Origin of the sequence: Paraburkholderia aspalathi, assembly GCF_905220735.1 — a bacterium.
Lineage (GTDB): Bacteria > Pseudomonadota > Gammaproteobacteria > Burkholderiales > Burkholderiaceae > Paraburkholderia > Paraburkholderia aspalathi.
Genome location: NZ_CAJNBA010000002.1, coordinates 397,249 through 421,277, shown reverse-complemented (window position 1 = coordinate 421,277; position 24,029 = coordinate 397,249). Strand labels below are relative to the sequence as shown.

At 62.2% G+C, this 24,029-nt stretch carries 23 protein-coding genes; 3 read left to right on the top strand and 20 right to left on the bottom strand.

What is annotated here, in order from left to right; all coding sequences use genetic code 11:
* Window positions 1–5: 5 nt before the first annotated feature.
* A complete protein-coding gene (gene guaB / locus KHO30_RS12685) occupies window positions 6–1,466 on the bottom strand; it encodes an IMP dehydrogenase (protein ID WP_054035195.1) in 1,461 nt (486 codons plus the stop codon).
* A 358-nt stretch (window positions 1,467–1,824) separates the two neighbouring features.
* Here guaB and KHO30_RS12680 point away from each other — a divergent pair, with 358 nt between their 5' ends.
* Entirely contained in the window at window positions 1,825–2,802 is a 978-nt protein-coding gene (locus tag KHO30_RS12680) for a DMT family transporter (protein ID WP_211701192.1), read from the top strand.
* Window positions 2,803–2,848: 46 nt separating this feature from the next.
* On the opposite strand, the gene KHO30_RS12675 is transcribed toward KHO30_RS12680, so the two are convergent.
* Both KHO30_RS12675 and KHO30_RS12670 read right to left on the bottom strand, forming a co-directional pair.
* The gene (locus KHO30_RS12675) at window positions 2,849–3,181 is read right to left on the bottom strand and encodes an RnfH family protein (protein WP_211701191.1); all 333 of its coding nucleotides are present in this window, start codon (window positions 3,179–3,181) and stop codon (window positions 2,849–2,851) included.
* Window positions 3,178–3,615 (bottom strand): type II toxin-antitoxin system RatA family toxin, encoded by a 438-nt coding sequence (locus KHO30_RS12670; protein ID WP_028199353.1) that lies wholly within the window; start codon window positions 3,613–3,615, stop codon window positions 3,178–3,180. Before KHO30_RS12670 ends, KHO30_RS12675 begins: the two co-directional genes overlap by 4 nt.
* A 100-nt stretch (window positions 3,616–3,715) precedes the next feature.
* Between KHO30_RS12670 and smpB the strand changes: the two genes are divergently transcribed.
* Entirely contained in the window at window positions 3,716–4,162 is a 447-nt protein-coding gene (gene smpB, locus KHO30_RS12665) for an SsrA-binding protein SmpB (RefSeq protein WP_054035193.1), read from the top strand.
* Window positions 4,163–4,240: 78 nt separating this feature from the next.
* Here smpB and KHO30_RS12660 read toward each other — a convergent pair whose 3' ends face one another.
* The 3 genes from KHO30_RS12660 to ppsA all read right to left on the bottom strand — a co-directional run bounded on the left by KHO30_RS12660 (window position 4,241) and on the right by ppsA (window position 8,234).
* A complete protein-coding gene (locus KHO30_RS12660) occupies window positions 4,241–5,164 on the bottom strand; it encodes an SPFH domain-containing protein (protein ID WP_093633322.1) in 924 nt (307 codons plus the stop codon).
* Window positions 5,165–5,227: 63 nt separating this feature from the next.
* On the bottom strand, window positions 5,228–5,683 hold the full coding sequence (locus KHO30_RS12655) for an NfeD family protein (RefSeq protein WP_211701190.1): 456 nt from the start codon (window positions 5,681–5,683) through the stop codon (window positions 5,228–5,230).
* A 145-nt stretch (window positions 5,684–5,828) separates the two neighbouring features.
* Window positions 5,829–8,234: a phosphoenolpyruvate synthase gene (ppsA, locus tag KHO30_RS12650; RefSeq protein WP_211701189.1), complete on the bottom strand. Its 2,406-nt coding sequence runs from the start codon at window positions 8,232–8,234 to the stop codon at window positions 5,829–5,831.
* 550 nt (window positions 8,235–8,784) lie between these two features.
* Between ppsA and ppsR the strand changes: the two genes are divergently transcribed.
* Window positions 8,785–9,600 (top strand): posphoenolpyruvate synthetase regulatory kinase/phosphorylase PpsR, encoded by an 816-nt coding sequence (ppsR, locus tag KHO30_RS12645; RefSeq protein WP_054035190.1) that lies wholly within the window; start codon window positions 8,785–8,787, stop codon window positions 9,598–9,600.
* 81 nt (window positions 9,601–9,681) lie between these two features.
* Here ppsR and KHO30_RS12640 read toward each other — a convergent pair whose 3' ends face one another.
* The 14 genes from KHO30_RS12640 to pyrH all read right to left on the bottom strand — a co-directional run bounded on the left by KHO30_RS12640 (window position 9,682) and on the right by pyrH (window position 23,908).
* Entirely contained in the window at window positions 9,682–10,464 is a 783-nt protein-coding gene (locus KHO30_RS12640; RefSeq protein ID WP_200617966.1) for a TrmH family RNA methyltransferase, read from the bottom strand.
* A gap of 61 nt (window positions 10,465–10,525) precedes the next feature.
* Entirely contained in the window at window positions 10,526–11,290 is a 765-nt protein-coding gene (gene rnhB / locus KHO30_RS12635; protein ID WP_211701188.1) for a ribonuclease HII, read from the bottom strand.
* A complete protein-coding gene (lpxB, locus tag KHO30_RS12630; RefSeq protein ID WP_093633327.1) occupies window positions 11,287–12,456 on the bottom strand; it encodes a lipid-A-disaccharide synthase in 1,170 nt (389 codons plus the stop codon). Before lpxB ends, rnhB begins: the two co-directional genes overlap by 4 nt.
* A 3-nt stretch (window positions 12,457–12,459) precedes the next feature.
* Entirely contained in the window at window positions 12,460–13,248 is a 789-nt protein-coding gene (gene lpxA / locus KHO30_RS12625) for an acyl-ACP--UDP-N-acetylglucosamine O-acyltransferase (protein ID WP_200617965.1), read from the bottom strand.
* 94 nt (window positions 13,249–13,342) lie between these two features.
* Window positions 13,343–13,807 carry a 3-hydroxyacyl-ACP dehydratase FabZ gene (gene fabZ / locus KHO30_RS12620; RefSeq protein ID WP_020065638.1) on the bottom strand — a complete coding sequence of 155 codons (465 nt, stop codon included), beginning with the start codon at window positions 13,805–13,807 and terminating at the stop codon, window positions 13,343–13,345.
* Between the two features lie 245 nt (window positions 13,808–14,052).
* The gene (gene lpxD / locus KHO30_RS12615; RefSeq protein ID WP_211701187.1) at window positions 14,053–15,156 is read right to left on the bottom strand and encodes a UDP-3-O-(3-hydroxymyristoyl)glucosamine N-acyltransferase; all 1,104 of its coding nucleotides are present in this window, start codon (window positions 15,154–15,156) and stop codon (window positions 14,053–14,055) included.
* 115 nt (window positions 15,157–15,271) lie between these two features.
* Entirely contained in the window at window positions 15,272–15,808 is a 537-nt protein-coding gene (locus tag KHO30_RS12610) for an OmpH/Skp family outer membrane protein (RefSeq protein WP_171925998.1), read from the bottom strand.
* Window positions 15,809–15,882: 74 nt separating this feature from the next.
* Window positions 15,883–18,195 (bottom strand): outer membrane protein assembly factor BamA, encoded by a 2,313-nt coding sequence (gene bamA / locus KHO30_RS12605; RefSeq protein ID WP_093633331.1) that lies wholly within the window; start codon window positions 18,193–18,195, stop codon window positions 15,883–15,885.
* Between the two features lie 67 nt (window positions 18,196–18,262).
* Window positions 18,263–19,648, bottom strand: a complete 1,386-nt coding sequence (gene rseP, locus KHO30_RS12600) for an RIP metalloprotease RseP (RefSeq protein ID WP_211701186.1) — start codon at window positions 19,646–19,648, stop codon at window positions 18,263–18,265.
* Between the two features lie 7 nt (window positions 19,649–19,655).
* Window positions 19,656–20,861 (bottom strand): 1-deoxy-D-xylulose-5-phosphate reductoisomerase, encoded by a 1,206-nt coding sequence (locus tag KHO30_RS12595; protein ID WP_211701185.1) that lies wholly within the window; start codon window positions 20,859–20,861, stop codon window positions 19,656–19,658.
* 10 nt (window positions 20,862–20,871) lie between these two features.
* Entirely contained in the window at window positions 20,872–21,693 is an 822-nt protein-coding gene (locus tag KHO30_RS12590; protein WP_211701184.1) for a phosphatidate cytidylyltransferase, read from the bottom strand.
* Entirely contained in the window at window positions 21,687–22,469 is a 783-nt protein-coding gene (gene uppS / locus KHO30_RS12585) for a polyprenyl diphosphate synthase (protein ID WP_028199369.1), read from the bottom strand. The genes KHO30_RS12590 and uppS overlap by 7 nt, the downstream gene beginning before the upstream one ends.
* Window positions 22,470–22,533: 64 nt before the next feature.
* Window positions 22,534–23,094 carry a ribosome recycling factor gene (gene frr, locus KHO30_RS12580; protein WP_054035184.1) on the bottom strand — a complete coding sequence of 187 codons (561 nt, stop codon included), beginning with the start codon at window positions 23,092–23,094 and terminating at the stop codon, window positions 22,534–22,536.
* A gap of 100 nt (window positions 23,095–23,194) precedes the next feature.
* Entirely contained in the window at window positions 23,195–23,908 is a 714-nt protein-coding gene (pyrH, locus tag KHO30_RS12575; protein WP_011488865.1) for a UMP kinase, read from the bottom strand.
* Window positions 23,909–24,029: the final 121 nt, after the last annotated feature.

Here is a 24,029-nt window from a genome sequence, read left to right as displayed (position 1 = left end):
GGCGTTTAGTCCACGTGGTAGTTGGGCGCTTCCTTAGTGATCTGCACGTCATGCACGTGCGACTCGCGCAAGCCCGCGCCCGTGATCTGCACGAACTCGGCCTTGTCGTTCATCTCCGCGATCGTGCGGCAACCGCAGTACCCCATGCTGGCGCGCACGCCGCCGATCAGCTGGAACAGGATCGCGTTAACCGAGCCCTTGTAGGCGACGCGGCCTTCGATACCTTCCGGCACCAGCTTGTCGATGTTCGCGGAGTTGTCCTGGAAGTAGCGGTCTGCCGCGCCGTCTTTCATCGCGCCGACCGAACCCATGCCACGGTACGACTTGTACTGACGGCCCTGGAACAGGAACACGTCGCCCGGCGCTTCTTCGGTGCCTGCGAACATGCTGCCCATCATCACGGAATTCGCACCGGCGGCCAGCGCCTTGCTGACGTCGCCCGAGAAACGCACGCCGCCGTCGGCGATGACCGGCACGCCCGTGCCCTTCAGCGCTTCCGACACGTTCGAGATCGCGGTGACCTGCGGCACGCCCACGCCGGCAACGATACGCGTCGTGCAGATCGAGCCCGGGCCGATACCGACCTTCACGCCATCCGCGCCGTATTCGACGAGCGCCTTGGCTGCAGCAGCGGTAGCGATGTTGCCGCCGATCACCTCGACATGCGGGAATTTCTGTTTGACCCACTTGACGCGCTCGAGCACGCCCTTGCTGTGGCCGTGCGCCGTGTCGACGACGATCACGTCCACGCCGGCCTGCACCAGCAGTTCGACACGCTCTTCGTTGTCTTCGCCCACACCGACCGCCGCGCCTGCGCGCAGCTTGCCGTGTTCGTCTTTACACGCGTCCGGGTGTTCGGTTTGCTTGGTGATGTCTTTTACCGTCATCAGGCCGCGCAGTTCGAATGCGTCGTTGATGACCAGCACGCGCTCGAGGCGGTGGCTATGCATCAGCGCCTTGGCTTCGGCGAGCGGCGTGCCTTCCTTGACGGTGACGAGGCGCTCGCGCGGCGTCATGATGTTGCGCACCGGCTCGTCCAGACGCTCTTCGAAGCGCAAGTCACGGTTCGTGACGATACCGATCAGTTGCGAGCCTTCGACGACCGGGAAGCCCGAAATGCCATGCTGGCGCGACAGCGCAATGACGTCGCGCACCTTCATTTGCGGCGGCACGGTGATCGGATCGCGCACGACGCCCGATTCGAAGCGCTTGACCTTGGCAACTTCACGCGCCTGTTCGGCCGGCGTGAGATTCTTGTGGATGATGCCCACGCCACCCATTTGCGCCATCGCGATCGCGAGACGGGCTTCGGTGACGGTGTCCATGGCGGCGGACACGAGCGGCATATTCAGGGAGATGTTGCGGGTCAGCCGGGTCTTGAGGCTGGTGTCGCGCGGCAGAACATCGGAGAAAGCCGGGACGAGGAGCACGTCATCGAACGTGAGTGCTGTTTGGATCAGACGCATGGCAAATCCTATAGGCGCAAAAGCGAATTATACGCGATACCTCCCTGGTTTTCACTGCACTAACAGCAGCTTAGCGAATTTCAGGGGATTTTTTTCGTGACTTTGTACCCTTCGATTTCGCTTCTACGTTCGCCTCGAGTTCGATCCGGTTTCGTTTGCGCGTTCGGGCGCATGGACGCCGCACCCGGGTCGGGAATGGGTATTTCGGCGCACTTGCGTGCCGCCGCGCCAGCGTTCGGACGTTAAAAGGCGCCTGAACACACCGGATAAAACCGCCGAAATGCAGAATCAAACAAGACGCCCTGCCCGTCGAACGGCTATTCTGCCGACCATTCCAGTTTTCTTGCAGGGGCAGTCGATGCAGCGCGGTGTGGCATATGGAGTAATGGCCGGGGCCTTATGGGGCATGGTGTTTCTGGTGCCGCGCGTGCTGCCCGATTTCTCGCCGCTGCTGTTGAGCGCCGGCCGCTACACGATGTACGGCATCGTCTCGCTGGCCGCCGCGCTGCCGATGGGGCGCTCGCTCGTCAAACGCCTGACTCGCGAGGATCTCGGCGCACTAGTCAAACTGGCGCTGGCCGGCAATCTGCTCTACTACCTGCTGCTGACCGCCGCGGTCCATATGATCGGCATCGCGCCGGCTTCGCTGATCGTCGGCGTGCTGCCGGTCACGGTGACGCTGCTCGGTCGGCGCGATCACGGTGCCGTGCCGCTCGCCCGCCTCGCATGGCCGCTTGCGCTGGTGGTGGCAGGCATCGCCTGCATCAACATTGACGTCTTCACGGTAGCGGACAGCACGCCCGTCAGTATCGCGACCAAGCTCCTCGGCCTCGCCTGCGCGGTCGGCGCGCTTGCCTGCTGGACCCGGTTCGCGGTCGAAAACGCCCGGTATCTGCGGCGTCAGAAGCATTTCAGCGGCAACGAGTGGTCGGTGCTGTGGGGTGTGGTCACCGGCGCGCTCGGCGCGGGATTGTGGCTGGTGGTCGCCGTCGTGCCGTCTGCCAGCCTGCAGGGGCCGCTCGGCGATGAGCGCTGGCACACCTTCTGGATGCTGAATCTGGGCCTCGCCGTCGGCGCGTCGTGGCTCGGCAACGGGCTGTGGAATGCCGCGTCGAAACGGCTGCCGCTCACGCTGTCCGGCCAGATGATCGTGTTCGAGACGCTTTTCGCGCTGCTCTACGCGTTTATCTACGACCGGCGCCCGCCGCGCCCGCTGGAAACGGCGGCGATCCTGCTGCTGGTGGCGGGGGTGTGCTGGTCGGTGCGCCAGCATGCGGACGACGATACGTCCGGGGTGGCGTCGCTTGAGGAGAAGGCGCAGCCTTCGGTGCATTGAGACGATTGAGAACGAGGCGCTGCCCCGCCACAGTTACAGAACAAGCCTAGCGCGAGTCCTTGTTCAGCCAGCGGCGCCCTTCGATCGAGCCCGCCTTGCGGGTCTTCTCGACGCGCCGTTGGCGCGACAGCTTCGGATCCACCTGCAGCGGCCGGTAAATCTCGACACGATCGTGGTCGGCGAGCACCGTATCCAATGGCTTGAGCTTGCCGAACACGCCGACCTTCTGCATGCCCAGATCGATCTGCGGATAACGCTGCAAGATACCGCTCGCCTCTATCGCCTGCTGCAGCGTGGCGCCTTCCGGCAAGTCCACGGTAATCAGCGCCTGCTCACCAGCAAGCGCGTAGCAGACTTCAATCGACAAGCGCGCGCTCATGCCTTACCGTAGCGCTGATCGGCGCGCTTCACGAACGATTCGACGAAGGTGTTGGCAATGTGGCTGAACACCGGCCCGATGATCTTCTCGAGAATGATGTTGGTGAATTCGTAGTGCAACGCGAATTCGATCTTGCAGGCGTCGGCCCGCAGCGGCGTGAAACGCCAGAAGCCGGTGAATTTGCGAAACGGACCGTCCGCGAACTCCATATCGATGCGCGTGGGCCGCTCCATGCTGTTGCGCGTGGCGAAATGCTGCTTGATGCCCTTGAAGTTGATATCGATCTTCGCCTCCATGCCGGTTTCGTCCTGGCGGCGGATTTCGACTCCCCCGCACCAAGGCAGGAAGTTGGGGTAATCGGCGACGTCGGTGACGAGGTCGAACATCTGTTCCGCCGAATGGCGGATCAACACGGTTTTCTGGACATCTGCCATAAATTGAACAGCGCGTGGCAAGGGTGGACAAGCGCCGCGGGCTTTCCTTGCCCCGCTTTGCTAAAATCGTGATTTTAAACGAGTTGGGCACTTTCCATTCATGAGCATCATTGACAACAGAAAAGCCTTCTACGACTACTCGGTCGAAGAACGCTACGAAGCGGGGCTCGTGCTCGAAGGATGGGAGGTCAAAGCCTTGCGCGCCGGCCGTGGCCAGATCAAGGAAGGCTACGTGGTCATCAAGAATAACGAACTGTTCCTGATCGGCACGCACATCAGCCCGCTGCCCGAAGCCTCGACCCACATCAATCCGGACCCGGTGCGCACGCGCAAGCTGCTGCTGCACGCCGAGGAAATCAGCAAATTGATCGGCAAGGTCGAGCAGCGTGGTTATACGCTCGTGCCGTTGAACTTTCATTACAAGGGCGGTCGCGTCAAATGCGAGATCGGCCTCGCCAAGGGTAAGAAGCAGCACGACAAGCGCGAAACCGAGAAGAAGCGCGACTGGGAACGCGAGAAGGCGCGCCTGATGCGCTCGCCGTCGTAAAACTGCGATTCAACGAAAAATGGCCCGCAAATTTGCGGGCCATTTTCATTCGGCAAGGAAGAGCGTCAACCAGCGCGCTTAGGCCGCGCCCTTCCCTTTGTTCACAATGGTCAGCGCCGACGCGATCATCGAACTCATATCCGCCAGGTTGCCCGGCACGATCAAGGTGGTGCCCTGCTTCGCCAGGTTACCGAATGCATTCACATATTGCTCGGCCACCTTGAGGTTCACCGCTTCCATCCCGCCGTTCGACTGGATGGCCGCAGCGATCTTCTGAATCGCCTGGGAGTTAGCCTCGGCCACCGCCAGAATCGCCGCAGCCTGACCCTGCGCCTGGTTGATCGCCGCCTGCCGCTCGCCTTCGGACTTCTGGATCGACGCCTCACGCCCGCCCGAGGCAATATTGATCTGTTCCTGCTTACGCCCTTCGGATGCCGCGATCAGCGCGCGCTTTTCGCGCTCGGCGGTGATCTGCGCCTGCATGGCGTGAAGAATTTCCTTGGGCGGCGTCAGGTCCTTGATCTCGTAGCGCAGCACCTTGACACCCCAGTTCGACGCCGCTTCATCGAGCGACGACACGATGCTGTGGTTGATGAAGTCGCGCTCTTCAAACGTCTTGTCGAGTTCGAGTTTGCCGATCACGGAGCGCAGCGTGGTCTGCGACAACTGTGTAATCGCGAACACGAAGTTGCTCGAACCGTACGACGCCTTCATGGGATCGGTGACCTGGAAATACAGCACGCCATCCACCTGCAATTGCGTGTTGTCGCGCGTAATACACACCTGGCTCGGCACTTCGAGCGGGATTTCCTTGAGGATGTGCTTGTACGCAATCCGGTCGACGAACGGAAACGCGAAGCTCAGGCCCGGCGTCAGCGTGCGGTGATAGCGGCCGAGCCGCTCCAGCACCCACGCATGCTGCTGCGGCACGATCTTGAGCGTCTGCGCCGCCAGCACGATCACGATAAGCAGAAGCACCGCCCCGACAATGGTTGAATCCATGACTGACCTCCGGTCCGTAGTTCGAATAGTTATGCATGGCGCTGTGCGCGCATTGGCGCGCGCTCAGGCCGCGGTTGCTCTTGCTTTCGTCTGCCGGCTGGCCACGACGACAAGGCAACTGCCGCGCATCTCGGCGATTTCATAGAGCTGAGCATCTTCGGGCTCGCCCGCGGCCAGTTCGACGTCCCATGCAGCCCCGCGGTAATTGACGCGCGCCCGGCGCTCGTGCCACGCCGGCACGTTCAACGTCTGGCCGATGTCCAGATTGACGTCCGGGTTCTTCGACGCCTCCTTACGCGTCCTGCGGCCAAAGCGCGAACGCCTCAGCACCAGGACTGCCGCCAGCGCCACGACAGCCGCAACCGCGAACTGCACATCGGCAGCGGCGCCCGCCAAGTGCGCAATGGCGGCCGCTACACAACCCAACGCGATCATCAGCAAATAGAAAGTGCCGCTGATCAATTCCAGCACGATCAGCACACCTGCCCCGATCCACCAGAACAATCCACCTGGCGCCATGTTGATCTCCACAAAGCAAAACACCCCGGATCTACCGGGGTGTTTATAGCACGAAGCAGGTGCATATTACCGGGCGGTGCAGCACGCTTTTACGTGCTTTTGACATACCGCACCACCCTTTATGCACACTGCTTATTGGGCTCGATTACTTCACCATCGATTTCGCCAGTTGCTGCCACGTCTCGACGATCGAGTCCGGGTTCAGCGAGATCGACTTGATGCCTTCGTCGGTCAGCCATTGCGCAAAGTCCGGATGATCCGAAGGACCCTGGCCGCAGATGCCGACATACTTGTTCAGTCGCAGACACGTATCGATCGCGCGCTTCAACAGGAACTTGACGGCCGGATCGCGTTCGTCGAAATCGACTGCCAGCAGTTCCATGCCGGAGTCGCGGTCGAGGCCGAGCGTGAGCTGCGTCAGGTCGTTCGAACCGATCGAGAAGCCGTCGAAGAATTGCAGGAATTCTTCGGCGAGAATCGCGTTCGACGGCACTTCGCACATCATGATCAGGCGCAAGCCCTTTTCACCGCGCTTCAGGCCGAACTTCTCCAGCAGCCCGACCACGCGTTCCGCCTGCTTCAGCGTACGCACGAACGGCACCATGATCTCGACGTTGTCGAGGCCCATCTCTTCACGCACCTTCTTCAGCGCGATGCATTCCATCTGGAACGCTTCGGCGAAGTCGTCAGCGATGTAGCGCGACGCGCCACGGAAGCCCAGCATCGGGTTTTCTTCGTCCGGCTCGTAACGCGAACCGCCGATCAGCTTCTTGTACTCGTTCGACTTGAAGTCCGACAGACGCACGATCACGGGCTTCGGATAGAACGCCGCTGCGATCGTTGCGATGCCTTCGGTCAGCTTGTCGACGTAGAACGCGCGCGGCGATGCATGGCCACGTGCCACACTTTCCACGGCCTTCTTCAGGTCCTGATCGATGTTCGGGTACTCGAGAATCGCCTTCGGGTGAACGCCGATGTTGTTGTTGATGATGAACTCGAGCCGCGCGAGACCCACGCCTGCGTTCGGCAGTTGCGAGAAGTCGAAAGCCAGTTGCGGGTTGCCGACGTTCATCATGATCTTCACCGGAATCGACGGCAATTCGCCGCGCTGCACTTCGGTGATTTCGGTTTCGAGCAGACCGTCGTAGATCTTGCCTTCGTCGCCTTCCGCGCAGGACACGGTCACCAGCGCGCCGTCCTTCAGCACGTCGGTCGCGTCGCCGCAGCCGACCACCGCGGGCACGCCCAGTTCACGCGCGATAATTGCCGCGTGGCAGGTACGGCCGCCACGGTTCGTGACGATTGCGGAGGCGCGCTTCATCACCGGTTCCCAGTTGGGGTCGGTCATGTCGGCCACCAGCACGTCGCCCGGCTGCACACGGTCCATTTCCGACGGATCGTGAATCACACGCACCGGACCCGCACCGATCTTCTGGCCGATTGCGCGGCCGGTAGTCAGCACGTTCGATTGGCCCTTCAGCTTGAAGCGTTGCTCGGCCTTGCCCGCTGCCTGGCTCTTCACCGTTTCCGGGCGCGCCTGCAGGATGAAGATCTTGCCGTCGCGGCCGTCCTTGCCCCACTCGATGTCCATCGGACGCTCGTAGTGCTTTTCAATGATGACGGCGTATTTCGCGAGCTCGATCACGTCTTCGTCGGTGATCGAGAAACGGTTGCGCTGCTCGTGCGCGACGTCGACGGTCTTCACGCGGCCTTCTTCGCCCGCCTTGGTGAATTCCATCTTGATCAGCTTCGAGCCGATCGAGCGGCGGATGATCGGGTACTTGCCTTGTGCGAGCGTGGTCTTGAAGACGTAGAACTCGTCCGGATTCACGGCGCCCTGCACGACCGTTTCACCCAGGCCGTAGCTCGACGTGATGAAGACTGCGTCCTTGAAGCCCGATTCCGTGTCCAGCGTGAACATCACGCCCGCCGCGCCGACGTCCGAACGCACCATGCGCTGCACACCAGCCGACAACGCGACTTCAGCGTGGGTGAAGCCCTTGTGGACGCGATAGGAGATGGCACGGTCGTTGTACAGCGACGCGAACACGTGCTTCATGCGATCGAGCACCTCGTCGATGCCGACCACGTTGAGATAGCTTTCCTGTTGACCCGCGAACGATGCGTCCGGCAAGTCTTCTGCCGTTGCCGACGAACGCACGGCAAACGACAACTCTTCAGGCGAGCTGTTTTGCAGGGTGTCGAAGCCTGCGCGGATATCCGCTTCGAGACGCGGCTGCATCGGGGCGTCGACGATCCATTGACGGATCTCCTTGCCCGCTTCGGCGAGCGCTTTCACGTCGTCGACGTCGAGCGTTTCGAGACGTTTGGCGATGCGTTCGGTCAGATTGTTGTGATGCAGGAAGTCACGGAAAGCCAGCGCCGTAGTGGCGAAGCCAGTCGGCACGCGCACGCCTGCTTCGGCGAGCTGACTGATCATCTCGCCAAGCGACGCATTCTTGCCGCCGACAATCTCCACATCGGTCATCCGCAACTGCTCGAACGGAACTACATACGCCTCTTCCTTTGCGACGGTAACTGCGTTAGTCATACAAGCCCCTAAGTGTGAAAGAAATTCACGGCTGTGCAAGTGGGCTTGAACGCGAGACGCCCATTGGAAGCGTGACCTCGCGTCTTGCACAACCTGTTGGAGAAGCAATCGCTGCAAATGGCCGCGCGCGCCAAAAAGTGCCGGATGCGCGACGTAGAAAGCGGTTGGACGAAATTACCGATCGATCCAGCCTGATCTCTCAATTTACCGCAAGTTACCAGCGCAAAGCGTGGCGTTGACCGACCGTTCGCGGTAAGTTAGACGCCAATCGCCTGCAATTGCTTATCCAACAGGTTGCCGCTATTCTACCGTGCCGACTCTCAAAATGTGACAGTCGGACGAGAATTGCGCCTCGAATCGCGCCCCGGACCGGTTGACGGGCTCTTGCGAGGCTCTCGCGAGGACCCACCACCTTCCGGACGCAATTGCGGTGCCCACGGCGCGCTGACATGACGCCGCTGCAATCTCCGGTTAGCCACCGTGCAGCGGCATCCATGCAGCGATGTTTCATTCGAGCGCTTTTTTCCGCTCACGTTCCCCAGCCCCACTGATGCCGCCCACCGTATTCATCGTCTCCGACGGTACCGGGATCACTGCCGAAACCTTCGCGCATTCGATCCTCTCCCAGTTCGACCAGAAATTCCGCCTGGTTCGCGTGCCCTTCGTCGACTCGACGGAAAAAGCCTACGCCACGCTAGAAAAGATCAACGAAGCGATCCAGCAGGACGGCCGCCGTCCGATCGTCTTCACGACGCTGGTGGACAGCGCGTCGAATCAGATCGTCAAAGGCTCGAACGCGCTCGTGCTGGATATGTTTCAGACCTTCGTCGAGCCGCTCGAGCAGGAGCTGGAGCTCAAGTCGAGCCACGCGATGGGCCGCGGCCACCAGAACGCCGATACCGAGGAATACAAGAACCGGATCGAGGCGATCAACTTCTCGCTCGCCCACGACGACGGTCAATCGAACCGCAATCTGGCCGATGCCGACGTGATTCTGGTGGGCGTGTCGCGCAGCGGCAAGACGCCGACGAGCCTGTATCTGGCCATGCAGTACGGCGTGAAAGCGGCCAACTATCCGCTGATTCCGGAAGACTTCGAGCGCGGCAAGCTGCCTACGCCGCTATTGGCGCATCGGCAGAAGATGTTTGGTTTGTCGATCGATCCGCAGCGGCTGTCGGAGATCCGTAACGAGCGCCGCCCGGGCAGCAAGTACGCCGCGCCGGAAAATTGCCGTTACGAGATCAACGAGGCGGAAGCGATGATGCGACGCGAAGGGGTCAAGTGGTTGTCGTCGACGCATAAGTCGATCGAAGAGATCGCGACAACGATCCTGCAGGAGATCAAGCTGGACCGGCCGGCTTATTGAGCGACGACCAGCTTTGCCGGCGTGTGTGCGTGGTGCTGAGGTGGTCGCGGAGATCGCCTCAGACCTGAAGCCATTGCACTGTCACGCGCGGCGCTGCTGGCGGCACTGTTCGAACACGCAGACAGCCGCAGCGGCCGCCACATTCAGCGATTCCATGCCGCCCGGCTGAGGAATCGTCACCCGCAACGAAACCGCATCGCGCCAGGTCTGCGAGACGCCCGCTCCTTCGTTGCCGAACACCCACGCGAGCGGCCCGCTCAGATCGCAATCGTAGATCGCCTCGGCACCGTGCGAATCCGTAATGACGATGGGCACCGCGAGGCGCTCGATCAATACCTGCGCCTCGACATCCTCATGGATTTGCAACAGGAAATGCGCGCCCATGCCTGAGCGCAACACCTTCGACGACCACGCGTACGCGGTGCCCGGCGCGCAAAACACCTGCTGAATACCGGCGGCCGCCGCGCTGCGCAGAATCGAACCGACGTTGCCGGCATCCTGCACGCCATCGAGCACGAGGCAGGTTTGTCCGACCTTCTCCGGCAACGGTGTATCGAGCTTTTCGACCAGCAGCAGAATCCCGACACCATGCACGACGTTCGACACCTGGCCAAACAATGCATCGGGCAACGTGACGATACGGTGCTCGTCGATGCGCGACACGATCGCTTGCGCTTCGTCGTGACGCAACGCGCCCTCGGTGACGATGCACATTTCCGGCTGCCCGGCGACGTCGAGATACGCGCTCGCGAGATGGAACCCTTCGAGCAACGCGTGACCGCTGCGACGCTGCTGATGCGTCGAGCCGGCCAGTGCCTTGAGGCGCTTGTAGAGCGGATTGTCCCGCGAGGTGATGGCTTTCACAGGCAGCGCAGACAGTGAGAATGAGGAAAGAGTGGGCGACGCGCCGGACAACGCGCAGCGCTTACGCGCCGCTGCGTTCGCCGAAGGCGTCGTCGTCGAGCATGGCGTCGGTGAGCGTTCCGGACACGACGATCATGTCGCCCGCCGGCAGTCGTTTCAACGCCGTGCCGAAACGCTGATGCGCTTCGCGCACCGGTGCGAACGAGCGCCGATGATGCTCGCACGGCCCATGTTCGCGTAGCGCCGCGAGATGCTGCGGCGTGCCGTAGCCGGCATGTGCGTTAAACCCGTAGACCGGATAGGTTTGATGCAATTCGAGCAGCATCCGGTCACGCGTGACCTTGGCGAGAATCGACGCCGCCGAGATGCTTTTGATCAGTGCGTCGCCGCCGATCACCGCCTCGCTGCGAACGCTCAGCGTCGGGCAGCGATTGCCGTCGATTTTCACGAGCGTCGGCACGACCGAGAGGCCTTCGACCGCCCGCTTCATTGCCAGCATGGTGGCGTGCAGGATGTTCAGCGTATCGATTTCTTCGACGCTGGCGGACGCGATGCAGTAGGCGAGCGCCCGGTCGACGATCTTGTCGTACAGTTCGTCGCGTTTTTTGGCGGTGAGCGCTTTCGAATCGTCGAGGCCGCGGATCATCGGTTTCGACGGGTCGAATATCACCGCCGCAGCGACCACCGGGCCGGCCAGCGGCCCGCGCCCTGCTTCGTCGACGCCGCAGACGATGTCGTCCGGCGTCTCGAAGTCAAGACCGACCTGCCGCGCCGCCGCGCCAGCAACGGTCGCAGCCTTGCGGCGTGGCGCGCGCGCGGTAGTCACGGCCGCGCCTTCCGCTTTTCGACGATGCTCGCCACGACTTCCGCTGCACGTTGCGCGGTGTTCTGCTTCAGCACGTGATGCATCTCCGTGAAGATTTCCGTCAGCGTGCGCCGGTTGGCCTCGTCGCGCAACTGTTTCAGCGTCGCTTCGGCGAGCGCCTGAGGCGTCGCGAAGTGCTGCAGAATTTCCGGCACGACGAAGCGCCCCGCCAGAATGTTCGGCAAGCCGACATACGGCAGATAGCCTTGGCGGCGCATGATCTGGCCGGTCAGCCAGGGCACCTTATACGAGATCACCATCGGCTTTTTCAGCAGCGCGGCTTCCAGCGTCACCGTGCCGCTCTTGACGAGGATCGCATCGGCCGCCGTCATGGCGATTTGCGCCTGGCCGTCGGTAATGGTCAGCGCGAGACCGGGATGCGCATCGACCAGCGGCCGTAGCATTTCGCGCAGTGCGGGCGTGGCCGCCGGCATCACGAAACGCAAACTGGGCTCCTGGTGCTGCATCATTTCCATCGCGGCAAAGAACGTCGGACCGATCAGATCGATCTCCGAGCGCCGGCTGCCGGGCAGCACCGCGATGATCGGGCCGCTTTCGGCAAGACCGAGCGTACGGCGCGCGCCAAGCGTATCGGGTACCAGAGGAATTTCGTCGGCAAGCGGATGGCCCACGTACGAGGCCGCGATGCCGGCCTTTTCCAGCAGCGCTGTTTCGAACGGAAACACGCACAGCATGTGGTCGACCGCTTTGGCGATCTTCTTGATGCGCCCACCTCGCCACGCCCAGATCGACGGGCAAACGAAGTGAACCGTCGGAATACCCGCATCGCGCAACGGATGCTCGAGTCCGAAGTTGAAATCGGGCGCGTCCACGCCGACGAATACCGACGGCGGTTCCGCCAGCAATTGGCGCTTCAGTTCCTTGCGGATGCCGAGGATCTCTGGAATATGCCGCAGTGCTTCGACATAGCCGCGCACCGTCAGCTTCTCCATCGGCCAGTGGGCGTCGAAACCCGTGGCGATCATGCGCGGGCCGCCGACCCCGTAATACTGGGTGCCGGCGGGCAAACGGCTCGCGAGGCCGTCGAGCAGCGACGCCGCCAGCAGGTCGCCGGACGGCTCGCCTGCCACCATCGCGACGCGCAGGGGACTCGGGTTCAAAGCCATCGGTTAGCGGATGATGCCGCGTTGCGACGCTTCGACAAACGCGAGCAGCGTTTGTACCGGCGCATCGCCATCGCCACCCGCGGTTGCGAGTTCGCGCAACTGCACCTTCGCTTCTTCAAGCGACAGGCCGTTCTTGTACAGCAAGCGGTACGCCGAGCGCAGCGCCGAGATCGCGTCTGCGGAGAAACCGCGGCGGCGCAGACCCTCGACGTTGATACCGTGCGGCTCGGCCTTGTTGCCGGCAGCGATCACGAACGGCGGGATGTCCTGCACGAGCGCCGACGCGCCGCCCAGCATCGAATGCGCGCCGATGCGCACGAACTGATGCACGCCCGACATGCCGCCGATAATCGCATGGTCGCCAATCGTCACGTGGCCGGCCATCTGCGCATTGCTCGACAGAATCACGTTGTTGCCGACGTGGCAGTCGTGGCCGATGTGCACGTAGGCCATGATCCAGTTGTCGTCGCCGAGCGTAGTGACGCCCGAGTCCTGCACCGTGCCGGTGTGGATCGTGGTGAACTCACGGATCGTGTTGCGATTGCCGATCACAAGCCGGGTCGGCTCGTCCTTGTACTTCATGTCCTGCGGACGACCGCCGACCGATGCATAGTGGCCGATGCGGTTGTCTTCGCCAATCGTCGTGTGACCTTCGATCACGCTGTGCGAACCGACCGTGGTCCGTGCGCCGATCGTCACATGTGCGCCGACGACGGCATACGGTCCGATTTCGACGGATTCGTCGAGTTGTGCGCCCGGTTCGACGATCGCAGTGGGATGAATCCTGCTCATGCGTCCTCGCTTCTGATTCTGTTGCGTTGTCTGGATGGGCGTAGCCGGAGTGCGCAGCGCCTGGGATAAGCGACTGACCGTCCGGACACCGGCTTCAAGCGTCTTTGTCCGTGTGCCGCACCGCGCACATCAGATCGGCTTCCGCCGCCACGGCTCCATCCACTTCGGCGCGCGCCTTGAACTTCCAGATGCCGCGCATATGACGCTCGAACGTGCAGTTCAGGATCAGCTGATCGCCCGGTTCCACCACTCGCTTGAAACGCGCGTTGTCGATGCCCACGAACAGATACAGCGTGTTCGACGGATCACTCGGCTCTTCCGAAAACGTCAGCAGCGCTGCCGTTTGCGCGAGCGCTTCGAGGATCAGCACGCCGGGCATCACCGGACGGGTCGGAAAGTGACCCTGGAAATACGGCTCATTGATCGACACGTTCTTCAACGCTTTGATGCTCTTATGCGGCTCGAGTTCGAGCACCCGGTCGACCAGCAGGATCGGGTAACGATGGGGCAGCAGCGTGAGAATCTTATGAATGTCGAGATTGATTTTTTCGGTGCTCATGGTGTTTCTACTCACGCATTGACTGCGCGATGATGACTGCGGATGCTGGTGCAGGTGGGTTGGTAACGCGTGCTGCCGGCGCTCGCCGAAACCCGGCGGCCATGCCACCCGGTCACGGCAACCGACTTTGCTTCCTGATGCTTGCCCGCTATTTTACGCGGTACCGGCCGGTTGGCCCGCGGATTGTTGTGCGGGTTGACCCGCGGGTCGGCGTGCGGGTCTTGCCTTCGGGTCGGCCTTATGTCTCAGGCTTCGTCGCCTGCGGAATTGCTTGCCGCGCCGGCCGGCTTGCCTGCCGAAGCGGTATTTTCGAGCGCCTTGATACGATCGCGAAGCTTGTCGATGTTACGCAGCAAAGCGGCGCTCTTGTTCCAGTCGGCATGGTTCACCGCCGGGAATGCGCTGGTGTACATGCCAGGCTTCAGCAAGGACTTCGAGACGCCCGACTTCGCCGTGACGATCACATAGTCGGCCAGCGTAACGTGCCCCGCGATCCCCACCGCGCCGCCGATCATGCAATGACGGCCGATCGTGGTGCTGCCCGCAATGCCCGCACAGCCGGCGATCACGGTGTAAGCGCCGACCTTGCAGTTGTGGCCGATCTGCACGAGGTTGTCGATTTTCACGCACTCTTCGATGATCGTGTCGGCCATGGCGCCGCGGTCGATGGTGGTGTTCGCACCGATTTCGACGTCCGCCGCGATCGACACGCCGCCGACCTGCGGAATTTTTACCCAGCTGCCGGTGCGCGCGTCACCTTCTCCGACGAAATCCGGCGCGAAGCCAAAACCGTCCGAACCGATCACCGCGCCGGCGTGCACGATGACGCGCTCGCCGAGCTTGCAGCCGTAGTACACCGCGACGTTCGGATACAGATGCGAGCCCGCACCGATTCGCGTGCCGCGGCCGATCACCACGTTGGCGTCCAGACGCACGTTTTCGCCGATCACCGCGCCCGCTTCCACCGTGACGTGCGGACCGATCACCGCGCTTGCGGCAATCTGGGCCGACGGGTCGATCGTCGCGCTAGGATGCACACCGGGCACCGCCTTGGGCGCCGCCATGTCGATGAATGTCTGCGCGACGCGCGCGAAGTAAGCGTACGGATTCGGCGTGACGATGAAGTTACGGCCAGTAAGGGAGCTGAGCTTCGAGAGGTCGTCGGCATTGATCAACACCGCGCCTGCACGGGTCGTCTCGACCTGCGACAGGTACTTCGGATTGGCGAGGAACGCCAGCTGGTCCGGGCCTGCCTGGTCGAGCGGCGCCAGACTGCCGACGCGCTGCGAACCCTCTCCGACTACTTCACCGCCGAACCGCTGGACGATGTCCTCAAGCGTAAATGCCATGCCTATCCTCTGTCTCCGATCCCATGCGAGATGGTTGCTGCACAATCAGTCCAACTTGTCGGTTCTACGGCCCTGCGCTGCACCCCGGCCGGTGCCCGGCGCGCGGCGTGTGCGTTCAGTTACCCGAGGCCGCCAGTGCCTTGAGCACCTGATCGGTAATGTCGATGCGCGGGCTCACGTACACCGCTTCCTGAACGATCAGGTCGTAGTGCTGCTGCTCGGCGATCTGCTTGATCACCTTGTTGGCCCGGTCGAGCACCGCCGCCAGTTCTTCGTTGCGGCGCTGGTTCAGGTCTTCCCGAAACTCACGTTGCTTGCGCTGAAAGTCCGTATCCAGCTGCGACAGATCGCGCTGCTTCTGCGCGCGATCGGCAGCCGACATCGACGCACCGTTCTTGTCGAGCGAGTCGGACATCGATTTCAGCTTCTGCGCCATGTCGGCCAGGTCCTTGTCGCGCTTGGCGAACTCCGCCTCGAGCTTGACCTGTGCAGCCTTCGCGGCAGCCGATTCACGCAGGATACGGTCCGAATTCACCGCAGCGATCCTGGCTTCCTGGGCGTGCGCGACCCCCGCTACGCCGACACCCAGCGTCATTGCCAGCGCCAGCGCGCAAGCCACACGTTTCGAAAACATACCGGTTCGCAAAGTCATCCTCTCGATACTGTAGTTTGGCCGGGCCCACCGCCGGAAGCCGCCCGTAAAGGCCCGGGCCGCCCTCCGCCGGATCAGAATGCCGTCCCGATCTGGAACTGGAACTTCTGATACTGGTCGCCCGTGTGCTTCGTGAGCGGGAAGCCCAAGCTGAGCTTGAGCGGGCCGATCGGCGAGATCCACGCAAGACCGACACCGTAGCCGTAACGCAGGCCGTTCGCGCCGTTCGACGTAGCGGCACTGCTTGCGTCCGCCCAGACGTTACCTGCGTCAAGGAACGTAAACACGCGCAGCGTGCGATCATACCCGGTGCCCGGCAACGGGAACGTCAACTCGATGTTACCCACCAGCAGCTTTGAGCCGCCGATCGGATCGTTCGTCGTCGCGTCACGCGGACCCAGCGAGCTAGGCTCATATCCCCGCACCGAACCGATACCACCTGCGTAGTAGTTCTTGAAAATCGGATACGGTTTACCGCCCATGCCCTTACCGTAGCCGCCCTGGAAGTTGAAGCCCAGCACAAAGCCACGCGAAAACGAGTAATAGTACTGCGCGTTGATGTCGGCCTTGTAGTACTGCGTGCCACCGATCGGCGTGCCGTACTCGGCGTTCGCCTGCGTAAAGTAGCCGCGGCTCGGCACCAGCGCGCTGTCTCGTGCGTCGCGCGACCAGCCCACCGTAATTGGCACGTTGTTCGAAACGCGTCCGAAATCGGTGACGTACTGCTTATAGGACGCTGGCGTGTTCGCGTCGACGTCCAGCTGGTTCTGCTCGAGGCCCGCGCCGAAGTACACCGTGTCGACTTCGGAGAACGGAATACCAAACTTCAGGTCGCCACCGATCGTGACGATCTTGAAGCTCGAATCCGTCGAGTAGTACAGCGGCTGGTACGTACGGTAGTAAACGTCGGTAATGCGCTTGATGCCGTCGACCGTGAAGTACGGGTCGACCTGCGTAACCGTCAAGGTACGGTACGTCTTGGCGGTATTCACGTTCACCGCGAGACTCGTACCCGAACCGAACACGTTGTCCTGCGATACGCCGGCCGAGAGCACCACCTTGTCGGTCGACGAGAAACCGGCGCCCAGCGTGATCGCGCCGGTCGGCTTTTCGGCCACCTTGACGTCCACATCGACCTGGTCGGGCGTGCCTTCCACGGGCACCGTGGTCACGTCCACATCGGTAAAGTAGCCGAGACGGTTGATCCGGTCTTTCGACAGCGCGAGGCGGTTCGAATCGAACCACGAGCTTTCGAGCTGGCGCATTTCGCGGCGCACCACTTCGTCGCGGGTGCGCGTGTTGCCGACCACGTTGATGCGGCGCACGTAGACACGGCGGCTCGGGTCCACTTGCAGCGTCAGGTCGACCTTATGGTGTTCCTGATCGATCTGCGGCTGCGCGTTGACTGTAGCGAACGCGTAGCCGTATTCGCCGAGCTTGTCGACGATCGACTTGGTGGTGGCTTGCAGCTTTTCGGCCGAGAAGCGGTCGCCCGGTTTGATCTTGATGAGCTTGTTCAACTCCGGCTCGCGGTCGAGCAGGTTACCGGCCAGCTTGATGCTGTTGATCGTGTACGGCTCGCCTTCGTGCAGCGTGACCGTCAGATACATGTCCTTCTTGTCCGGCGTGATCGACACCTGGGTCGACTCGATGTTGAACTCGAGGTAGCCGCGATTCAGGTAATACGAGCGGACGTTTTCGAGGTCGCCGGTGAGCTTGTCTTTCGCGTACAGGTCGTTCTTCGTGTACCACGAGAACCAGTTCGGCGTGGACAGCTGCATTTCGTCGCGCAGCGTACCCGTGCTGAACGCCTTATTGCCGATGAAGTTGATCTGGCGGATCTTCGCGCTCGGACCTTCAGCCACCGAGAACAGCACCGACACGCGATTGCGGTCGATCGGCGTGATCGTGGTGGTGACTTCGGCGGCGTAGTAGCCACGCGTCAGGTACTGGCGCTTCAGTTCCTGCTCGGCCTTGTCGACGAGTGCCTTGTCGTAATAACGGCCTTGCGACAAACCGACCGCGCGCAGCGCCTTGGTCAGATTTTCCTTGTCGAACTCGTGAATGCCGGCGAAGTCGATCGTGCCGATGGCCGGACGTTCCAGCACCTGCACGATGACGACATTGCCTTCCGTCGCGATCTTGACGTCGTTGAAGAAGCCCGTGGCGTACAGCGCGCGAATGGCTTCGGAAGCCTTGTCGTCGCTAAAGGTGTCGCCTTGCTTGATAGGCAGGTACGCGAACACGGTACCGGGTTCGACGCGTTGCAATCCCTCGATCCGGATGTCTTGCACCACGAAGGGCGTCGTTGCGTGAGCAACCAGCCCATGCGCGGCAAACGCCGCGGCTATAACCGTCTTTGGAACAAAGCGATGAGGTTTAAACAACGTGCTTCCCCAGTGTGTATAGCTGCATCAGGTCGGGCGGTCGCCATCGTGAACGCCGCCAGACACTTTAAAAATGGATTAAACGAGCCAGATCGTTGAACAGCGCAATCGCCGACAACGCGACGATGCAGGCGAGACCCGCCCTCTGAAAAACGAGTTGCCAGCGATCGGAGACAACTTTGCCGGTTACAGCTTCAACCAAATAATATAACAGATGACCCCCGTCCAATACCGGAATTGGTAACAGGTTCAGTACGCCGAGGCTAATACTGACAAGGGCCAGGAACGACAGGAATGCAGATGGACCTAGACGTGCGCTCTTTCCTGCGTAATCGGCGATCGTCACGGGGCCAGAAAGATTTTTCAGCGAAGCCTCGCCGACGATCATCCGTCCGAACATCCGCACCGAATAAACAGCCAGATCCCACGTACGGCGCGCGCCCAGTTGCAAGCTTTCGACCGGCCCGTAACGCACGTCGATCGACGGCACCTGGGTAGCGAGTTCCGCGCCGATACGGCCGATCTGCTGCCCGGTCGCGTCATCGCGCTGCGACTGCGGGACGATGCGAACGTCTTCCAGCTTGCCCGCGGCTTGCCCGCCACGCTCTACCTGCAGCGTTACGGGCGTGCCGGCGTGCGATTTTACATAAGCGATGAAGGCTGTGGCATTGTCGGTCGGGATACCGTTGATCGCGCGCAGACGGTCGCCCACCGCAAGGCCTGCCTTTTGCGCCGCGCTACCCGGCTGCACCCCGGCGACCGTCAGTTTGCCGCCACCCGGTTCGAAACCAAGACGCGACATGAAGTCGTCGTCGACGTCTTTCTCGGTGACGCCACGCAGATCCAGCTGGAAATCCGAGGTGCCGTGTGCATCTTTTGCGCTCAGCACGACGCGCTTGTGATCGAATGCCGCGCCCAGCAGTTTCCAGCGCAGGTCGGACCACGACCGCACCCGTTCGGACTCCCCGGCGTTCTCCGCACGCACAGCAACAATCGTTTCGCCACCGTCGAAACCGGCCAGCGCGGCCGGCGTATTCGGCGTAGGCGCGGCCACCACAGCCGCCGGCTCCGTCACGCCCGTGGCGAACACGAGGGCGAACAGCACGATGGCGAGCAGGAAATTCGCGACCGGCCCGGCCGCGACAATCGCGAAACGGCGCCACACCGACTGCCGGTTGAACGCATGCGGCAAGGCTTCAGCGGGAATCGGCGCCCCGCCGGTCTCGCGCTCGTCGAGCATCTTCACGTAGCCGCCCAGCGGCAGCGCGGCAATCGTCCATTCGGTGCCTGTCTTCGGGCTCACCCACTGGAACAGCGGCTTGCCGAAGCCGATCGAAAAACGCAGCACCTTGACGCCGCACAAACGCGCGACACTGTAGTGCCCGTACTCGTGGACAACCACGAGTACGCCAATCGCCACCGCGAAGGCAAGCAGTTCGATCAGCAGGTTCATAGGCGCCTCACTGGACGGCGCGTTCCGTGCGACGGGCGCCGTCAGGCAGGCGCGCGATGAAATCGGCAGCGGCGCGGCGCGCGGCCGCATCCGCTTCGATCACGTCTTCGAGCGCGTGCGCGCTGCGGTTCGGCAACGCATTGAGTACGGCGTCGACGACCTGAGCGATTGCCATGAAACCGATCTGGTGCGACAGGAACGCTTCCACCGCGACTTCGTTCGCGGCGTTGAGCGCCGCGCTCGCGAGGCCTCCCTCGGCCAGCGCCTTCACGGCGAGCGCGAGACACGGGAAGCGCGTGTAATCCGGTTTTTCGAACGACAGCGATGCGACCTGCAGCAGATCCAGTTGGGCCACGCCCGAATCGACGCGGTCCGGAAATGCCAGCGCATGCGCGATCGGCGTGCGCATGTCGGGATTGCCCAATTGCGCGAGCACCGAGCCGTCAGCGTACGACACCATCGAGTGAATCACGCTTTGCGGGTGAATCAGCACCTCGATTCGCTCGCCCGGCAGATCGAAGAGCCAGTGCGCCTCGATCACTTCGAGGCCTTTATTCATCATCGTGGCGGAGTCGACCGAAATCTTACGGCCCATGACCCAGTTCGGATGCTTACAGGCTTCGTCCGGCGTGACGTCGACCAGCGTGGCCGGTTCGCGCGTGCGGAACGGGCCGCCTGACGCGGTCAGGATGATCTTCGAGACGCCGCCATGCTGTGCGGCTTCGCGCGGCAAGCATTGGAAAATGGCATTGTGTTCGCTGTCGACCGGCAGCAGCACGGCGCCGTTGTCACGCACCGCGTCCATGAAGATCGCGCCGGACATCACCAGCGCTTCCTTGTTGGCGAGCAGAATGCGCTTGCCGGCGCGCGCGGCAGCGAGACTCGGCGCGAGGCCTGCAGCGCCGACAATCGCGGCTACGACCGTATCGCAGCTTTCACTCTTCGACACGTCAACGAGCGCTTGCGGGCCGTAAGTGACTTCCGTCTTGCAACCGGCTTCTCGCAACTTCGCCGCGACCTGCGCAGCGGTATCGGCATCGCCAACTACCGCGACGTCAGGCTGAAAGCGCAGGCATTGCTCGACGAGCTTGTCGCCGTTGCGATGCGCCGTAAGCGCGTAAACCGAAAAGCGTTCGGGATGACGCGCGACGACGTCGAGCGTGCTGTCTCCAATCGAGCCCGTGGAACCGAGCAATGTCAGACGTTTTTGCATATCTCTTTCTCTAGCCGAGCAGCAGCATGGCAAGCGGCAGCACCGGCAACAATGCGTCGATGCGGTCGAGTACGCCACCGTGCCCAGGCAACAGGCCGCTTGAATCTTTCACTCCGGCCTGGCGTTTCATCATGGATTCGAACAGGTCGCCCACCACGCTGAACGCCACCAGCAGGGTCAGTGCGAGCAACGTACGTACGGCGCCCCATTGCGCCAGCAGCGCAGAATACAGGGTCGGCTCGAACGCGTGCAAAAAGACCGCCGCCGCCGCGACGATCATCACCACCAGCCAACCGCCGATCGCGCCCTCCCAAGTCTTACCCGGGCTGATGGCAGGCGCCAGCTTGTGTTTTCCGAAAGCTTTTCCGGAGAAGTATGCGCCGATATCGGCCAGCCATACCAATAGGAGCAGCGACAGCACAAAGGCCACGCCCTGCATGCGTGCGGCGACGAGAGCATGCCAGCACGCGACGAATACCACAATGCCGGCAAGAAAGAGAAACGCTCGCCAGGCGCCTTGCGCAAGGGTCGGCTTGCGCAGGAGCACGTACGGCCCCGCGATCACCCAGAAAATAGCGGCCGCCTGAAAGAGCGGCCGGGGTTCCTCGACGCCGGTGCCGAGGCGCGTGCTCGCGACCAGCGCCACCGCAGCGACCAGCGCGTAAATGACCGGGCCCGCGCCGCCGAGCTTCAGCAGACGCGCCCACTCCCACGCGGCGAACACGACGACGAAGGCGATCAGCGCGCCAAACGCGCCCACCGGCGCGAACAGCGTGACCGGCAGGAAGATCGCCAGCAGGATGATCGCCGTGATGACACGGGTTTTTAGCATGGAAGCGAATCGACGTTCTGCGATTGCGGCTCGAGTTGAGCACTGGTGCGGCCGAAGCGGCGCTCACGCTCCGCGTAGGATGCGATGGCGTGGCCGAGCGCGTCGGCGTCGAAATCCGGCCAGAACGTGTCGGTGAAGTAGAACTCGGTGTAGGCGAGTTGCCACAGCAGGAAGTTGCTGACGCGGCGTTCGCCGCCGGTGCGGATAAAGAGGTCCGGCTCCGGCGCATAGGCCATCGACAGGTGTTCGGCGAACGAATCTTCGTTCACCTCGACCGCCTTGCCCGCCAGCGCCGATTGTTCGGCGAGCTTGCGGGTGGCCTGCATGATGTCCCAGCGACCGCCGTAGTTGGCGGCAATGGTGAGCGTGAGACGCGTATTGCGCGCGGTTTTGGTTTCCGCGCGCTTGATCAGGTCGCGAATGCGCGTATCGAATCGGGACAGATCGCCAACCACGCGCAGGCGGATGCCGTTCGCGTGCAGCTTGCCGATCTCGCGCTCCAGCGCGGTAACGAACAGGCGCATCAGGAACGACACTTCGTCGTTCGGGCGGCGCCAGTTTTCCGAGCTGAAGGCGAAGAGCGTCAGGTATTCGACGCCCTGCCGGGCGCAGGCCTCGACGGCCGCACGCACTGCGTCGACGCCGCGCGTATGGCCGGCCACGCGCGGCAGACGGCGCTGGGTCGCCCAACGGCCGTTGCCGTCCATGATGATCGCGATATGTCGCGGCACCGCGGCGACATCAGGCACGCGCACGGTTGAGCTGGTATAGGTCATGGCCGTCGGGACAGTGACTGCAAAAAAAGAAGTGGATATCTTGAAGGTGCTGAGCCAACCGGCCTCAGACCGTCATGATCTCGGCTTCTTTGGTCACTACAAGCTTGTCGATTTCCGTGACGAACTTGTCCGTCAGTTTCTGAACGTCGTCACCTGCACGGCGCTCGTCATCTTCAGAAATTTCTTTGTCTTTCACGAGCTTCTTCAGTTGCTCGTTTGCATCACGACGCAGGTTACGCACAGCGACCTTGGCCGTTTCTGCCTCGCTCTTGACCACTTTGGTCAGTTCGCGACGACGTTCTTCGGTCAGCGCGGGCATCGGCACGCGAATCACGTCGCCTTGCGTAGCCGGGTTCAGACCGAGGTCCGACTCGCGGATCGCCTTTTCGACGACCTGGACCATCTTCTTTTCCCACGGCTGCACGCCGATCGTGCGTGCGTCGATCAGCGTCAGATTCGCGACCTGCGAAATCGGCACCGGCGAACCGTAGTAATCGCACTGGATGTGATCGAGCAGGCCCGTGTGTGCACGGCCCGTGCGGATCTTCGACAGGTCGTTCTTGAACGCGTCGATGGAACGCTGCATCTTTTGTTCAGCGCCCTTCCTGATATCAGCCACAGACATTTTTAAACCTCCGAACCTTCAAAACGGTGCGAGCCGGCCAGCGCGCGCACTATGCGGCGGCCTGGGCTCGCGTTAAAGCCCACGTTATGTGAACGAGAGTTTACACGTGGACGAGGGTGCCCTCGTCCTCGCCTTGTACGATGCGCTTGAGCGCACCCGGCTTGACGATCGAAAACACCCGGATCGGCAGCTTCTGGTCGCGGCACAGCGCGAACGCCGTGGCGTCCATCACCTGCAGATTGCGGCCGATGGCTTCGTCAAAGCTGATCGTGGTGTAACGGGTCGCGCTCGGGTCTTTCTTGGGATCGGCCGAATAAACGCCATCCACCTTGGTGGCTTTCAGCACGACTTCCGCGCCGATTTCCGAACCGCGCAGCGCGGCGGCCGTATCGGTCGTGAAGAACGGGTTGCCGGTACCGGCCGCGAAAATCACGACTTTGCCTTCTTCGAGCTGGCGAATCGCACGCGGGCGGATGTAAGGCTCGACCACCTGGTCCATACGCAGCGCGGATTGCACGCGCGCTTCGATGCCGGCGTGGCGCATTGCGTCTTGCAGCGCCAGCGCGTTCATCATGGTGGCCAGCATGCCCATGTAGTCAGCCGTGGCGCGATCCATACCGGCCGCGCCGCCCGCGACGCCGCGGAAAATATTACCGCCGCCGATCACCACGGCCAGCTGCGTTCCGAGACGGACCACTTCGGCCACGTCCGCTACCATTCGTTCGATGGTCGCGCGATTGATGCCGAAGGCATCGTCGCCCATCAGAGCTTCACCGGAGAGTTTGAGCAGGACGCGTTTATAGGCAGTGGGCATAGAGGTATCCAGATCGCGCAGAACAGGGCAACAACAAGGGACTAATGTAGGGGTGAAATGCTGATTCGGGCAAGCGTCGCCAAATTGACGAACCCTGGGGTCCGCCAGCGGCGTGCGCCGC